This is a genomic window from Dolomitihabitans soli (assembly GCF_022213955.1).
Taxonomy (GTDB): domain Bacteria; phylum Actinomycetota; class Actinomycetes; order Streptosporangiales; family Streptosporangiaceae; genus Streptosporangium_A; species Streptosporangium_A soli.
Map to the genome: position 1 here is coordinate 70,851 of NZ_JAKNTW010000039.1, position 14,938 is coordinate 85,788.

A 14,938-nucleotide genomic window follows, 5' to 3' on the forward strand; every position below is an offset into this window, starting at 1 on the left:
CGTTGTTGCCAACCCGGCCACGAACGGTTCCCGCCCGGCCTCATCACGCCGGGTTCCCGCCGCCGCCAAGCTCCAGGAACTCTTCGGCTGGCAGGACAGCCGGCGTCCCCCTCCTGATCCACCTGCTCTCACCGGCGGACCGCCCCACCGCCGACCTGGCCTCCTTCTGGCGCGAGGGCTACCACGCCGACCTCCGCGGCCGCTACCCCCGCCACCCCTGGCCGGAAGACCCCCTCTCAGCCACCCCGACCCGCCGCCTCAACCACCGCCGCCAGACCCCCTGAACAGCAGAAACACTTCTCCGATTTACCCAGTAAACCGCCTCCGATTTACCCAGTAACTCATCGAGATTTACCCAGTAACCTGCTCGAAGTTACCCACTAGCCGGTGCATCATGGGGTGGTGTCCCCACTGCTGACCGAGATCCGTCCACGCCATCTAAGATCAACAATCGAACATCGACTGGCTACGGAGCCCGTGCTCGTCTTGTCCGGACCGCGTACCGCGGGCAAGAGCACCCTGCTCGGCCAGTTGGCCGCCCAGTCCGGACAGCCCATAATCGATCTTGATGACCTGGTGACTCGCCAAGTGGCCGTGAACGATCCCGGTTTGATCGTCAGCGGTGAGTCCCCGGTCCTCATCGATGAGTTCCAACATGTTCCCGAAATCCTGTCGGCGATCAAGGCCGAGCTGAACCGCGACCTGAGGGCAGGGCGCTACGTTCTCACGGGGTCAACTCGCTATGCCACCCTGCCAAGAGCCGCACAGTCTCTCACCGGGCGCGTGCACCTCATCGACGTCCTCCCACTCTCTCAGGGGGAGATCTGCGGACACCGGGAAACCTTTCTCGACGCCATCCTGGACGAGCCACGGCAGCTGGTAACAAGCGGGGTTTCCGCGACTTCGAGAGAGGAGTACGCCGAACGCGTTCTCGGCGGGGGCTTTCCACTCGCCCTGTCCAGGGCTACTCCGGCTGAACGCGGCCGATGGTTCCGCGACTACATCAACGTGATCGTCACACGTGACGTCCTGGAGATTTCCAAGATCCGGCAGCGATCCGCGTTGCCACGTCTTCTCCGGCGGCTCGCCAGCCAGACCGGCCAGGTGCTCAAGATCGCCGAAGCCGCCCGCGACAGCGGTCTGGAGCAGTCGACGGCCGACAGATACATCACCCTGCTGGAATCCGTCTTCATGATTCACCGGCTTCCCGCCTGGGGAAACACCCTCGCGTCCCGGGTCGGACACCTGCCCAAGGTCCATCTCATCGACTCGGGACTCGCCGGGTGGCTCATGGGCATCACCCCGGAGAAACTCGCCGCAAAGAACCCCGCCGCGCTAACAGAATTCGGGCATCTCGTCGAGACCTTCGCTGTCGGTGAGATCCTCAAGCAGCTGAGCTGGTCTGATCACTCAGTGGAGGTCGGCCACTTCCGCAGCCACGACGACCAAGAAGTCGACCTCATTCTCGAAACCTGGGACGGACGGGTCGCAGCCGTCGAAGTGAAGGCCGGTTCAAGGGTGACGGGTCCGAGCCTCAAAGCGATGACCACGCTCAGAGATCGCTTGGGCGACAGATTCATCGGTGGTGTGGCGCTCTACCTCGGGGCTCGCGCCTACACCTTCGACGAACGAATCCACGTCGTCCCGCTCGATCACGTTTGGCGGTGAGTCCTCGTCACCGGATCGGACCGGCGAAGGCCCCGACCACCGTTGACGGTCGTCGGGGCTCTTCGCAGACCGGGCAGTCGTCAGATGCCGACCGGGTGCCAGACGGTCTTGGTCTCCAGGAAGGTGGTCATCCGGTCGAGGCCGGGGTCGGCGAGCCAGTCGGTCTTCGCGGGGCGCAGGACCCGTTTGAGGTTCTCCGCCGCCTCCTGCTCGCAGGTGCGGGCGAGGTCGGGGTCGCAGCCGGTGAGGTCGATGCCGTTGACGTCCATGTGGCCGGCCAGCCAGGGCGCCAGCTCGCCGGTGTGGCCGGTGAGGATGTTCACCACACCGCCCGGCAGGTCGGAGGTCGCGAGCACCTCGGCCAGCGTGATCGACGGGAGCGGCGCGCGTTCGCTCGCCACCACCACGCAGGTGTTGCCGGTGACGATGACCGGCGCGACGACCGAGACGAGGCCGAGCAGCGGTCCGAACGGGGGCGCCACGACCGCCACCACCCCGGTGGGCTCCGCGGTCGAGAGGTTGAAGTACGGCCCGGCCACCGGGTTGGCGGCGCCCTGGATCGCACCGATCTTGTCCGACCAGCCCGCGTACCAGACCAGCCGGTCGACGGCCGCGTCGACCAGCTCACCGGCCTTCCGCGCCGACACGCCGTCGGCGTCGACCACCTCCGCGACGAACTGCGCCCGCCGCCCCTCCATCATCTCGGCGACCCGGTAGAGGATCTGCCCCCGGTTGTACGGCGTCGCCCCCGACCAGCCGGGGAACGCCTTGCGCGCCGCCACGACCGCGTCCCGCGCGTCCTTGCGCGAGGCCCGCGCCGCGTTGGCGAGGAAGTCTCCCTTGGAGGAGCTCACGACGTAGGACCTTCCGCTCTCGGAGCGCGGGAACGCCCCGCCGACGAACAGCTTGTAGGTCTTCCGTACGGCTAGCCGCCCGGTCTCACTCATCGCCGCGCCCTCTCCATGTGCTCTGGCGTGCCAGCCGTTCGGGCACGAAGACCTGGTGACAGCGGCTGACCCCGCAGCGGTGCGCGTACCAGCCGCGGCGCGCGGTGGTCCGGCCGGCTCGGGCCAGGTCGTGCCCTTGCGTCAGCTGCGACCGGCGGGCACGCCGCCGGTTCCGGCGATGCTCACACATCGAGATACGCCTCCAGCCCGTGCCTGCCGCCTTCTCTGCCGTGCCCGGACTCCTTGTATCCGCCGAACGGCGAGGCGGGGTCGAACCGGTTGAACGTGTTGGCCCACACGACGCCGGCCCTGAGCTTGTCGGCCATCCACAGGATGCGCGAGCCCTTCTCGGTCCACACGCCGGCGGACAGGCCGTACGGGGTGTTGTTGGCCTTCTCCACCGCCTCGGCCGGAGTGCGGAAGGTGAGCACCGACAGCACCGGCCCGAAGATCTCCTCGCGGGCGATCCTGTGCGACTGGGCCACGCCGGTGAACAGGGTCGGCGGGAACCAGAAGCCCTTGTCGGGGAGCGGGCACGACGCCGTCCAGCGTTCGGCCCCCTCCAGCTCGCCCGACTCGGTGAGGGAGCGGATCCTGGCGAGCTGCTCGGCCGAGTTGATCGCGCCGATGTCGGTGTTCTTGTCGAGGGGGTCGCCGAGGCGCAGCGTGCCGAGCCTGCGTTTGAGCGCGTCGAGCAGTTCCTCGGCGATCGACTCCTGGACCAGCAGCCGCGACCCCGCGCAGCAGACGTGGCCCTGGTTGAAGAAGATGCCGTTGACGATGCCCTCGACGGCCTGGTCGAGCGCGGCGTCGTCGAACACGATGTTGGCGGCCTTGCCGCCCAGTTCCAGCGTGACCTTCTTCCCGGTGCCGGCCACCGACCTGGCGATCAGGCGGCCGACCTCGGTGGAGCCGGTGAACGCGACCTTGTCGACGCCCGGGTGGTTCACCAGGGCCGCGCCGGTCGCGCCGGCGCCGGTCAGGATGTTCACCACGCCCGGCGGGAGGCCCGCCTGCACGCAGATCTCCGCGAAGGCCAGCGCGGTCAGCGGGGTCGTCTCGGCCGGCTTGAGCACCACGGTGTTGCCGCAGGCCAGCGCGGGGGCGATCTTCCAGGCCAGCATCAGCAGCGGGAAGTTCCACGGGATGACCTGCCCGGCGACGCCGAGCGGGCGGGGATCGGCGCCGAATCCGGCGTGACCCAGCTTGTCGGCCCATCCCGCGTAGTAGAAGAAGTGGGCCGCCACCAGGGGCAGGTCCACGTCACGGGACTCGCGGATCGGCTTGCCGTTGTCGAGCGACTCCAGCACCGCCAGCTCGCGGGCCCGCTCCTGGATGATCCTGGCGATCCGGAAGAGATACTTGGCGCGTTCGCGGCCCGGCAGCGCGGCCCACGACTCGAACGCCTTCCTGGCGGCCGTGACGGCCCGGTCGACGTCGGCCTCGTCGGCGGCGGCAACCTCGGCCAACATTTCCTCAGATGCCGGATTTATCGTCTTGAAGGCGGTTCCGCTGCCGTCGACGAAGTCACCGTTGATGAACAACCCGTACGACGGCTTGATGTCGACGACGTCGCGCGACTCCGGCGCGGGGGCGTACTCGAATCTCATGGCCGTCAGTCCAGGGTGAAGTAGTCGGGGCCGGCGTACCGTCCGGTGGCCATCTTCTGGCGCTGCATCAGCAGGTCGTTCAGCAGGGAGGAGGCGCCGATCCGGAACCACGCCGGATCCAGCCAGTCTTCGCCGGCGGTCTCGTTGACCAGCACGAGATACTTGATCGCGTCCTTGGTGGTGCGGATGCCGCCGGCGGCCTTCACGCCGACCATCCGGCCCGTCGCCGCCCGGAAGTCGCGAACGGCCTCAAGCATGATCAAGGTGACGGGAGGCGTCGCGGCGGGTGACACCTTCCCCGTCGAGGTCTTGATGAAGTCGGCGCCGGCCAGCATCGCCAGCCATGAGGCCCGCCGTACGTTGTCGTAGGTAGCGAGCTCGCCGGTTTCCAGGATGACCTTCAGGTGGGCGTCGCCGGCGGCCTGCTTGACCGCGACGATCTCCTCGAAGACCCTGGCGAGGTCGCCGGCCAGGAAGGCGCCCCGGTCGATCACCATGTCGATCTCGTCCGCGCCGGCCGCCACGGCCAGCGCGGTGTCGGCCGTCTTGACCTCCAGCGACGTCCTGCCGCTGGGGAACCCGGTCGCCACGCTGGCGACCTTCACCCCCGACCCGGACAGGGCCGACGCGGCACAGGCCACGAGGTCGGGGTAGACGCAGACGGCGGCCACCCGGGGCACCGATGGCTCCCCAGGATCAGGACGTACGGCCTTGGCGCACATCGCGCGGACCTTGCCGGGGGTGTCGGCGCCCTCCAGGGTGGTGAGGTCCACCATGGAGATGGCGAGATCGATCGCCTCGGCCTTGGCCGTGGTCTTGATCGATCGGGTGCCTAGCGTCGCAGCTCGCTGGTCGGCGCCCACCCGGTCCACACCGGGCAGGCCGTACAGGAAGGCGCGCAGCGTGGCGTTGGACGATGCCACATCCGCGAGCGGGGTAGTCAGTATTGACACATGCCCAGCATCGCCGACCGGCTCCAGTGATTCCAAACCGGACCCGGCCGAGGGTGGTCACCCCATTTCGTCAACATTCGCTCGTGTCACCCCTATCTCACCCTCATCCAGGCACCCTTACTGCCCGGACTCCCAGCTCGACCCTCCTAGGTAGTCCTAGCCGGGCGTCTCCTCCGGCTAGGACCAGACATAAGGCATCCGCCCGATGTGGCGGGGGGCGCCTTAGGGCGAATCTTAAAGAGTCAGCAACAGAGCGAAACCCAAGGAGACCCCCAAATGGGACCCGAGATGCACTACCAGCTCATCCAGGAGCGCGTGACCGAGCTGCACGAGATCGCCGACGCCCACCGCCTCGCTCTGGAGGCGCAGAAGGGACGCAAGGGGCGCGAGGGGCGCGAGCGGTCCAGCCACCGGCTTCAGCGCATGGTGTTCGGCAAGCTTCGCCTGTCATGAGCCCCCACGGAAGGCCCGGCCGAAACCTCCCTCTCGGCCGGGCCTCACAGCCCCCTTGAATGGGCTTTTAGCTGTCAGAAAACCAGGCGAACCACCTGCTCGGGACATGCCATGCTGGAAGACATGATGGGTCGGACGGTGAGCCCCGTCTTCGTGGGACGGGAAGCCGAGTTAGGCACGCTCACCGAGGCGTTCGAGGAGTCGCGTAAGCGCTCGGCCGCCGCCGTGCTCCTGGGCGGCGAGGCCGGCGTGGGCAAGAGCCGCCTGCTGGGCAAGTTCACCGAGCAGGCCGCCGCCGACGGCGCGCACGTGATCGTCGGCGGTTGCGTCGAATTGTCCACCGAAGGTCTCGCCTACGCCCCGTTCACCGCCGCGCTCCGCCAGCTCGTCCGCGAGATGGGCACCGACGAGGTGTCCGCCCTGCTGCCCGACGGCGCGGACCGCGACCTGGCCAGGCTGCTGCCCGAGTTCGGCGAGCCCAACGGCGACACCGAGACCGACAACGCGCGGGCCCGGCTGTTCGAGCAGGTCCTCACCCTGCTGGAGCGGCTGGCCGAGCGCAGGCCCGTGGTGCTGGTGATCGAGGACATCCACTGGGCGGACAGATCCAGCCGCGACCTGATCGCCTTCCTGAGCCGCAACCTGCGCACCGCCCCCGTGCTGATGCTGCTCACCTTCCGCTCCGACGACCTGCACCGCCAGCACCCCCTGCGGCCCGTGCTGGTCGAGCTGTGCCGTGTCGACGGCGTCGTCAGGCTGGAGCTGCCCCGCCTCACCCACGACGAGGTGGCCGCCCAGATGGCCGGGATCCTGGGCGCCACACCCGAGTACCGCAAGGTCGCCAAGGTCTACGAACGCAGCGAGGGCATCCCGTTGTTCGTCGAGGCGCTGCTCGAGGCGGGCGCCGAGTGCACCTTCCCCGAGTCGCTGCACGATCTGATCATCGGTTCGGTCGAGAGGCTCCCCGAGGACACGCAGCGGGTGCTGCGCACCGCCGCCGCCGGCGGGATCAGGATCGGCCACGCGCTGCTCTCCGCCGTCAGCGGCCTGGCCGACGCCGATCTGGAGAGCGCGCTCCGCCCCGCCATCGCGGGCAACGTGATCCAGGTCGCCGACGGCCGCGCCTACGTCTTCCGGCACGCGCTGATCCGCGAGGCCGTCCACGACGAGTTGCTCCCCGGCGAGCACACCCGGCTGCACGCCAGGTTCGCCGAGGAGATCGACCGCGACCGCACCCTGGTGCCTCCCGGCCGCGCCGCCATCGAGATCGCCCACCACTGGTACTCCGCGCGCAACGACCCCTGGGCGCTCTCCTCGGCCTGGGAGGCGGCGGGCAAGGCCGCCAGGGCCTTCGCCTACACCGAGCAGATGCAGCTCCTCGAACGCGTCCTCGCCCTCTGGGAGAAGGTGCCCGACGCGGCGGCCCGCACCGGCACCGACCACACGACGATCCTGGAGCTGGCCTCCGAGGCCGCCCACGCCAGCGGCGAGATCGACCGGGGGACGAAGTTCGTCAAGGGCGCGCTCGCCGAGCTCGACGAGAAGGCCGAGCCCGAGCGGGTCGCCGAGCTGGTCGTCCGGCTCTCACTGTTCCAGCGGCAGAAACTCAAGCCCGGGTCGTTGCGCAACCTCCGCTACGCCGCCGACCTGGTGCCGTCGCCGGGGGCCGCGCGCGCCCGGGTGCTCGCCAAACTGGGCTCCGCGCTGATGTTCGGCGGCGAGACCGTCGAGGGCAGCATGCTCACCCAGGAGGCGCTGAGCATCGCCAGGAGCCTGGGCGACGAGGGTGAGGAGGCCGAGCTCCTGATCAACCTCGCGATCGGCCAGTCCATCGCCGGCCGGCTGGAGGAGACCATCGTCACCAACGAGCGCGCCCGGACGATCGGCGCGCGTCTCGGCTCCGGCGGGCTCGTGCTCAGAGCCATGGGCAACAACGTCGACGCCCTGAACAACCTCGGCCGCTCGGAGGAGGCCGTGGCCCTGGCGGTCGAGGGCGAGAAGCTCGCCAGGAAGTACGGCAGATACCGCCTCGACGGCATCTTCATGGCGAACAACCGCGCCGAGGCGCTGGAGACCCTGGGCCGCTGGGACGAGGCACTCGAAGCGATCGAGGCCGCCCTCACCAGGGATCCCGTGCTGCGGACCCGCCACCACCTGCTGCGGCTCAAGGCCGACATCCTCGCCGACCGAGGCGAGACCGGCGCCCTCGAACCCCTCCTGGTCGAGGTGAACGCCTTCGCCACCGGCCACCCCGACGAGTTCACCCAGGAGGCGATGGCCAACATCCGGCTGCTGATGTCGTGGCACCAACTGCGCGGCGAGCCGCTCTCCGCCCTCGAGGTGGCCGAGCGCTCGCTCAACGGGGCGATCATCTCCAGCAAGGCCATGCTCGGCTGGCGGCTTCTCGCGCACATCTGCACCCTCTGCGAGACCGCCGCCCCCTTCGCCCCCGATCAGGCCGCCGCCGTACGAACCGCGACGCGCGAGGTGATGGCCATACTCAACGTGGACGGCCCGGTCGCCGAGGCGTATCAACGCGCCTGCGTCGGCGACCACGACGACGCCGCCGCGGCCTTCGAGCGCCTCGGCCGCCCGCACCCGATGGCCAAGAACCTCCTCCTCGCCGCGTCCGCCGTCGCCTCGACCGACCGCGAAGGCGCCGCGACCCGCCTCCGCCAGGCCCACCCCATCGCCGTCTCGCTCGGCGCCACCCCCCTCGTCGACGACATCGGGTCCCTGGCCCGTCGCATCGGCGCCCCTCTCACCACCGCCCAGGAACCGGCCGCCGAGCTGCTCACGCCGCGCGAGCTCGAAGTCCTCCGCCTCGTCGCCAAGGGCCAGTCCAACCGCGACATCGCCGCCGAGCTCTTCATCTCCGCCAAGACGGTGAGCGTGCACGTCTCCAACATCCTCGGCAAACTCCGCGTCTCCAGCCGCACCGAGGCCACCGCCGCCGCCCACCGCCTCACCCTCCTCACCCCGTAACCCCCCATCACGACCGAGAACGTACGGCAGGCCACCCCGCCGCCAACCGCCGCCGACAGCCGGGCTCCGCGGATCCACGCCACTCCAGCGGCTGCGGCCGGGGTCCGTTACGCCTCGCCCCTTGACGATCTCCGCTGGTTTTCCAGGGCAAGCGGGGTACGGGTTCGGCGGCTCCGTGGGCGAGGGCGTGCACGGCGGGGCGGAGGAGGCCGGTCCTCCACCTTGGCGAATCAGAGGGTCCGGTCATCGAATGGCTACAAGTGGTGTTGCTCTTCGAGAGATCGGCACAGAATCATGCCGGGTTCGGCCATGACTTACCTGCGGGGTGCGGTTCGTCGCCCAGCTCGGGTACCGAGACCCGAGACATCTCTTATGTTGGGGGCCAGGGTGGCAGGCGAGCCGATCTCACTGGATGAACTGCTGACGCACCAGGACGAAGCGAGTTCGCTGTCGACGATCGAGGCTGTTCCCGACGATCCCGACCGGGTCATGATCACCCCGTTCACGCCCGGCCTGGGATGCCTCTGCTCCCACGCCTTCTCGGTGCCGAAGGAGACCATAGACTCCGTCACGACCACCGACAAGGTCAAGGACTGCTGCGGCAAGATGCTGATGGTGGTCGAGATCTCCTTCGCCGATCCCATCCTGAACGACGTCTACCGGCAGATCAGCGACTCGGCCCGGACGATGGCGGAGCCTCGGCGAAGCGCGGGCGCAGCGGAACACGAGAGCTGGTCCGCATACGGCGGGCCGTCGAAGTCCATCTGCCAACTGGAGCATCGGGAATGCGTCCGTAGCTGCGCCAGGCACTACCATCCCAACACCTACGCGTACCGCCGGTGCGTCGAATTCTGCGACGACGCCCTCCTCGAGTGCGAGTCCCATCACTACGCCGGCCACCATCGTTTCTGACCCCTTCCCAGCGGCCGGGGGAGGCCGAACATCGCGCCCGGCGTGAACCTGCCGGACCTCGGCGAGGCCGGGCAAGCCGTCAGACCAGCGCGTCGACGATCAGGACCACGCCGAAGATCGCGAACGCGGCGGCGGCCCCGTAACGGATGATCTTCTCGGGGAGGTGCTTCCCGAGCATGCGGCCCACCATGATCGCGAGAGCGTCGGCCGCGACCATGCCGACCGTGGAACCGATCCAGGTTCCGAGCCATCCATGCTGGGTGGCGAGGGTGATCGTGGCGAGCATCGTCTTGTCGCCGAGTTCGGCGAGGAAGAAGGCGACGCCGACGGCGATGATGGCGGACCGGGTGGTGCGGGTGGCCTTCTGCGATTCCTCGTCGGTGAGTTCGTCGCCGCGGAGGGTCCACAGGGCGAAGCCGAGGAAGGCGATGCCCGCGATGACGGCGATCGTGGTGGTCGGGAGCAGATCACCGGCGAAGCCGCCGAGGGCCACGCTGGCCAGGTGGACCAGTGCGGTGGCGAGGGTGATTCCGGCGAGTACCGGCCAGGGTTTGAACCTGGTGGCGAAGGTCATCGCCATGAGCTGGCTCTTGTCGCCGAGTTCGGCTACGAAGATCACGACAAGGCTGATCCAGAACGCTTCCAAGGGGGACTCTCGCCCTTTCCTCCGGCGCGGCCGGGCCAGAGCGAGCACCCGGGGAGTTCGGGCATGCTTCGGCCCGGCAGCGGATAACGGCTGCCAGACCGAAGGTCTCGTCCGCCTTCGTCAGGCCCGCGTGACCGGGCGCCGGAGCGCCAGTATGTCGATCACGCGATTGGGACTACTCCCCCTCGGGTGTTTCCACCTGACTCTAACATCCGTTGCGCACGGGCCTATTCCGCGAGGGAGAGCCCGATCATCACCGGCTCGTTGACCAGGGTGACGCCGAACTTCTCCAGCACGCCGTCGCGCACTTCGCGGGCGAGGTCGAGCAGATGCCGCGCCGTACCGGATGTTTCGGGGTTCGTCAGGGCGAGGGTGTGCTTGGTGGAGATCCGCACCGGGCCCCGGCGGTATCCCTTGGGGAAACCGGCCTGCTCGATCAGCCACGCCGCGGGAACCTTGACCGTCCCCTCGGGGGTGGCCCAGCGGGGGAACCCGGCGGCGCGCGACTCCAGCTCGGCGGCCTGCGAAGGGGTCAGGATCGGATTGGTGAAGAAGGAACCGGCGCTACGGGTGTCCGGATCGCCCGGATCGAGCACCATCCCCTTCGACCGCCGCAACGCGAGCACCGCCGTACGGGCGTCGGCCAGCGGCACCCTCTCGCCGAGCGGGACCCCGAGCCGACCGGCCAGCTCCTTGTAGGCGACCGGGCCCGACAGCGGCGATCGGGCCAGGGAGAAGGTCACCGCGAGCACCAGATGGCGCTCCAGGTCGGCCTTGAAGGCGCTGTGCCGGTAGGCGAACCCGCACTCCGCCGCGCCGATCTCGCGGACCTCGCCGGTGACCCGGTCGAGGACGCGCACGCGTACGATCGTCTCGGAGACATCCTGCCCGTAGGCGCCGACATTCTGGATCGGGGTCGAACCGAGCAGCCCGGGAATGCCCGAAAGGCACTCGATGCCCGACCAGCCTTCGGCGACGCTCCGCGCGACCAGCGTGTCCCAGTCTTCCCCGCTCTCCGCGGTCACCAGCACCCGGTCGCCGTCCTCCGCGATCCGGACCCCACGCGAGGCGACGTGCACGACCGTGCCGTCGAACCCGTCGTCGGAGACGACCAGGTTGCTGCCGCCGCCCAGCACCAGCACCGGCCCCTCGGCCTCGGTGACCGCCGAGACGAGCTCCGCCGCCGAGGTCGCCTCGACGAACGTGCGGGCCACCCCGCCCAGCCCCAACGTGGTGTACGGCCCGAGCCGTACGCCTGACAACCGCTTCATGCATTTCCCCAACGCGCTGAGACCGACCTGGCCAGCCTAAGGGGCACGCAGCAGATGGAGCCACGCGGTCGGCCCGCCGCCGGTCGCTCAGGCGAGCTGGACGACCGCCCGCGCTCTGGACAGCACGCGTGAGTCACCCGACTTGGCGGTCAGCATGACCACGACCCGCTTGTCGTCGAGCTTCTCGGTCACCACGCCGCTCACCGTGATCGTCGCGCCCTCGTCGTCGTCGGGGACGACCACCATCGAGGAGAACCGGACGCCGTAGTCGACCACGGCCGCGGGATCGCCGGCCCAGTCCGTGACGAACCGGCCGCCCTGCGCCATGGTGAACATGCCGTGCGCGATGACGTCGGGCAGGCCGACGGTCTTCGCGAAGCGCTCGTTCCAGTGGATGGGATTGAAGTCGCCGGACGCCCCGGCGTACATCACCAGGTTGACCCTGCGCACGGGGTAGTCGACGGGCTTGATCTCGAGGCCGGACTCGACCTCGTCGTACTTGATCGTCGCGGTCATGGCTAGGCTGCTCCCCCGCGCTCGACGATGGTGTTGTACGTGGTGCAGACGGGCTCGCCGGCGACGGTCGTCACATCGCTCCGCACCGTCAGCATCTCGTTGCGCCCGACGGTGCGGATGTCGGTGATCGTCGAGTCGTAGACCAGCTCGTCACCCGCGTAGATCGGCCGGATGTACTCGAACCGCTGTTCGCCGTGGACCACCATCGCGAAGTTCAGGCCCAGTTCGGGATCGACCAGCGCCTCTCCCGCTCCCGAGAGGCTGAACACGATCGGAAACGTCGGAGGTGCCACCACGTCAGGGTGGCCGGCCTCGCGCGCGGCCTCCTGGTCGCGGGAGATCGGGTTCGTGTCCCCGATCGCCGCCGCGAACTCCCTGATCTTCACCCGGCTGACCTCGTAGGAAGCGGACTGCTTGTAGGTCCGTCCGACGAACTCACGATTCAACGGCATCGTGCAGAGCTCCTTTGCGCTCTCCTGCATTCCGCATGAAGACACGACAAACCGGCGCCCGTCGGGACGCCGGTCGTACGCAGTCTTCGAGTGTCGCTGAAGCAGCCGCTCACGGCCACCACGCGCAGTGAACCCTAGCGGGTCTCGCGGTGGGCCTGGTGCGTCTTGCAGTTGGGGCAGTACTTCTTCAGCTCAAGCCGGTCCGGGTCGTTGCGCCGGTTCTTCCGCGTGATGTAGTTGCGGTGCTTGCACTCCTGGCAGGCCAGCGTGATCTTCGGCCTAACGTCGGTGGCAGCCACGTGGGAGTGCCTTTCTACGTTTGGGACAGGTGGACAACCCACCCCCAGGTCGCCTCGTGAGGAGGGACCCGGGAAGGGTAGTAGCGGAGGCCGGACTTGAACCGGCGACACAGCGATTATGAGCCGCTTGCTCTGCCTGACTGAGCTACTCCGCCTGGAGGCCGGCAAAACAAACCGGCACCCAAGAATACCCGACCTCCGCGTGTGCCGTGGCACAGCGATCAGGCGGGAACGTCGCTCAAACCAAAGGCCCCAACCAGCAGGTCAGGGCCCAAGAACGATCGAGCCCCTCATGGAACCCACCACGGAGATCCGGTCTTGGCTGCCGCCAGGGCAGATTCCTCAAGGTGTCGACCAGACTACCAGCGCCCGCTTCCCGCCGCGAACCGGTACCTCCCCTCCCCACTTCGCTCAGCGAGAACGTGAACGGACGCCAACCCCGCTGGTTCGCCTCTGAGGGGTGGGAACCCTGGCCTTCTCGCTCGAAGGAAGGCGGCGGGAGGCTGGGACCGATCCTCGCTCCCGGCACCGACCGCGTGGACGACGTGATCGTCTGCGTGGCGATCCTTGCGAGCAGGGCGAACCGGCCGCCGGAGCGCGTACCCGGTCCATCTGACGCACGGACGTCTCCACAAATCGCATAAAGCACCTTTCAAGAATATAACGGACGGACATAAATGCTTAAACAGCATCATAAGTGCGCTCAATACCGCTAATTTGGAGAAGCTTGAGACAAGCTCCGAGGTAGCCGTCCGGGCAGGGTGGAACGATGGAGGGGGGCATAGGAAAGAACAAGGGGCAAGTCATGAAAATTCGCAGAATAGTGGTCAATGCGATTGTCCTGTTCATCGTGGCCGGGGCAATGGCCATGCCGGGCACGCCGGCCCATGCGGGTGATTCCCGCATGACGGAAATCGGGGACCAACGTCCGGCGCTCGGAACTCGGAGTGCCGTCCCGAGAAGGGCGGACTCGTGCTCGCAGGACAGCAAGAGAATCATCCGCCAGGCCTTCGACGCGTGGCGCCGGGGGACCGGTTCCATCACCGACGTGTTCGCTCCCGATATCGTCTGGCGCATCGAGGGACGCTCGCTGGCGTCCAAGGTGTACCGGGGCAAGAAGCAGTTCATGGACGAGGTGATGGCGCCCTTCGTCGCCCGGTTCAACCGGTCGCCGAACCCGTTCCGCCCGACCCTGATCCATGACCTCCTCTGTGACGACGACACGGTGGTCGTTTACTGGAGCGGTCGCGGAGTCGCCAACGACGGAAAGACGTACGAGAACAGCTACGCGTGGTTCATGAAGATGCGCGAGGGCAAGGTCGTCAATGGCGTCGCCTTCTACGAAAGCATTTCCTTCAACGAACTCTGGACCCGCGTCCCTCCGCGCCAAACCTGACGCAGCCCTTTCATGGCGCACGACCATCCGTCCAAGGGCCCACTTTTCTGAGCGGCCTCAGGACCGTGATGACGGCGCGCTTCCAGGCAAGGACCCGCCTTATGTTCGCAGCCGCCGGCCCGCCTCACCGCAAGATATGCGAACTCTTCGACGCCGTCGACGCCGATCGTGACGGCTATGTCGAGTGGGCCGACTACCAACGCCTGATCGACAGGTATCTGTCGGGCTACCACCTCTGCAGGGACGACCGCAGGGCGATGGCGCTCCAGACGGCCTACGCGCTGTACTGGCAAGAACTGGAGCGCCATGCGGACGGCGGCCGGCGCGTGGACAAGGACGCCTTCGCCATCGCCCACTGCCTCGTCAACCTCGGCCGCACCTTCCAGGCGCTCAACGGCATCATCCACGCCGTCCTGGACATCACCGACACCACGCACGGCTATCAGATCGGCGCGGAGAAGTTCGCCCGCCTCCTGCAGGTCCTGGGCATCACCGCACCGGCCGCCGTGGAGTTGTTCGCCCGGTTGGACACCAACGGCGACGGGAGGATCGGCTGCGAGGAGTTCGCACGGGCGGCTCGGGAGTTCTTCGTCTCGGGGGACCCGGACGCACCCGGCGGCCTCCTCTTCGGCGTCCTGTAACCCGTTCCACCCGGGACATCCGTATCTGGGCCAAGGCCGGCTCTCGAACCGCCCAGGGCGCTTCTTCGACGGATACCGATGACCTCGACACGGCGGTCTCCGAAAGCTCATGACCGACCTTTCGCCCGTGCGAACAGTGTGCGCTGTTGCGTACAACCGCTTCCATGCGTACAGTGTTCGCAACGGAGC

The 14,938-nt window shown here is 68.1% G+C and carries 15 protein-coding genes and 1 tRNA gene; 7 read left to right on the plus strand and 9 right to left on the minus strand.

The window, feature by feature from the left end; genetic code table 11:
* The first annotated feature begins 5 nt into the window (after nucleotides 1-5).
* On the plus strand, nucleotides 6-284 hold the full coding sequence (locus MBA17_RS50800) for an ATP-dependent helicase C-terminal domain-containing protein (RefSeq protein WP_238504121.1): 279 nt from the start codon (nucleotides 6-8) through the stop codon (nucleotides 282-284).
* Between the two features lie 118 nt (nucleotides 285-402).
* Nucleotides 403-1,668, plus strand: coding sequence for an ATP-binding protein (locus MBA17_RS43630; protein ID WP_238503928.1), 1,266 nt, complete (start codon nucleotides 403-405; stop codon nucleotides 1,666-1,668).
* Nucleotides 1,669-1,748: 80 nt separating this feature from the next.
* Here the strand turns inward: MBA17_RS43630 and MBA17_RS43635 are convergent, their stop codons facing one another.
* From MBA17_RS43635 to deoC, 3 genes are all read right to left on the minus strand, one after another.
* Complete coding sequence (locus MBA17_RS43635; protein WP_238503935.1) at nucleotides 1,749-2,615, minus strand: aldehyde dehydrogenase family protein; 867 nt, start codon at nucleotides 2,613-2,615, stop codon at nucleotides 1,749-1,751.
* A gap of 182 nt (nucleotides 2,616-2,797) precedes the next feature.
* Nucleotides 2,798-4,225: an aldehyde dehydrogenase family protein gene (locus tag MBA17_RS43640; protein ID WP_238503946.1), complete on the minus strand. Its 1,428-nt coding sequence runs from the start codon at nucleotides 4,223-4,225 to the stop codon at nucleotides 2,798-2,800.
* A gap of 5 nt (nucleotides 4,226-4,230) precedes the next feature.
* Nucleotides 4,231-5,169, minus strand: a complete 939-nt coding sequence (deoC, locus tag MBA17_RS43645) for a deoxyribose-phosphate aldolase (RefSeq protein WP_238504123.1) — start codon at nucleotides 5,167-5,169, stop codon at nucleotides 4,231-4,233.
* Between the two features lie 285 nt (nucleotides 5,170-5,454).
* On the opposite strand from deoC, the gene MBA17_RS43650 reads away from it, so the two are divergent.
* From MBA17_RS43650 to MBA17_RS43665, 3 genes are all read left to right on the plus strand, one after another.
* Nucleotides 5,455-5,631 carry a hypothetical protein gene (locus tag MBA17_RS43650; protein WP_238503948.1) on the plus strand — a complete coding sequence of 59 codons (177 nt, stop codon included), beginning with the start codon at nucleotides 5,455-5,457 and terminating at the stop codon, nucleotides 5,629-5,631.
* A gap of 123 nt (nucleotides 5,632-5,754) precedes the next feature.
* Nucleotides 5,755-8,616: an ATP-binding protein gene (locus MBA17_RS50040; protein ID WP_274386865.1), complete on the plus strand. Its 2,862-nt coding sequence runs from the start codon at nucleotides 5,755-5,757 to the stop codon at nucleotides 8,614-8,616.
* A gap of 387 nt (nucleotides 8,617-9,003) precedes the next feature.
* The gene (locus MBA17_RS43665; RefSeq protein WP_238503949.1) at nucleotides 9,004-9,528 is read left to right on the plus strand and encodes a hypothetical protein; all 525 of its coding nucleotides are present in this window, start codon (nucleotides 9,004-9,006) and stop codon (nucleotides 9,526-9,528) included.
* 79 nt (nucleotides 9,529-9,607) lie between these two features.
* Here MBA17_RS43665 and MBA17_RS43670 read toward each other — a convergent pair whose 3' ends face one another.
* The 6 genes from MBA17_RS43670 to MBA17_RS43695 form a co-directional block, all read right to left on the minus strand.
* Nucleotides 9,608-10,174, minus strand: a complete 567-nt coding sequence (locus tag MBA17_RS43670; protein WP_238503956.1) for a TMEM165/GDT1 family protein — start codon at nucleotides 10,172-10,174, stop codon at nucleotides 9,608-9,610.
* 227 nt (nucleotides 10,175-10,401) lie between these two features.
* Complete coding sequence (locus MBA17_RS43675) at nucleotides 10,402-11,445, minus strand: UDP-N-acetylmuramate dehydrogenase (RefSeq protein WP_238503958.1); 1,044 nt, start codon at nucleotides 11,443-11,445, stop codon at nucleotides 10,402-10,404.
* A gap of 87 nt (nucleotides 11,446-11,532) precedes the next feature.
* Nucleotides 11,533-11,961: a MaoC family dehydratase gene (locus MBA17_RS43680; protein WP_238503960.1), complete on the minus strand. Its 429-nt coding sequence runs from the start codon at nucleotides 11,959-11,961 to the stop codon at nucleotides 11,533-11,535.
* Between the two features lie 2 nt (nucleotides 11,962-11,963).
* Entirely contained in the window at nucleotides 11,964-12,413 is a 450-nt protein-coding gene (locus MBA17_RS43685; protein WP_238503972.1) for a MaoC family dehydratase N-terminal domain-containing protein, read from the minus strand.
* Between the two features lie 134 nt (nucleotides 12,414-12,547).
* Nucleotides 12,548-12,712: a 50S ribosomal protein L33 gene (gene rpmG / locus MBA17_RS43690; protein WP_030921771.1), complete on the minus strand. Its 165-nt coding sequence runs from the start codon at nucleotides 12,710-12,712 to the stop codon at nucleotides 12,548-12,550.
* An 81-nt stretch (nucleotides 12,713-12,793) separates the two neighbouring features.
* Nucleotides 12,794-12,867 (minus strand) — tRNA-Met (locus MBA17_RS43695).
* Nucleotides 12,868-13,517: 650 nt separating this feature from the next.
* Here MBA17_RS43695 and MBA17_RS43700 point away from each other — a divergent pair.
* Both MBA17_RS43700 and MBA17_RS43705 read left to right on the plus strand, forming a co-directional pair.
* Entirely contained in the window at nucleotides 13,518-14,108 is a 591-nt protein-coding gene (locus tag MBA17_RS43700) for a nuclear transport factor 2 family protein (protein WP_238503974.1), read from the plus strand.
* 101 nt (nucleotides 14,109-14,209) lie between these two features.
* On the plus strand, nucleotides 14,210-14,749 hold the full coding sequence (locus MBA17_RS43705; RefSeq protein ID WP_238503976.1) for an EF-hand domain-containing protein: 540 nt from the start codon (nucleotides 14,210-14,212) through the stop codon (nucleotides 14,747-14,749).
* Nucleotides 14,750-14,938 lie beyond the last annotated feature (189 nt).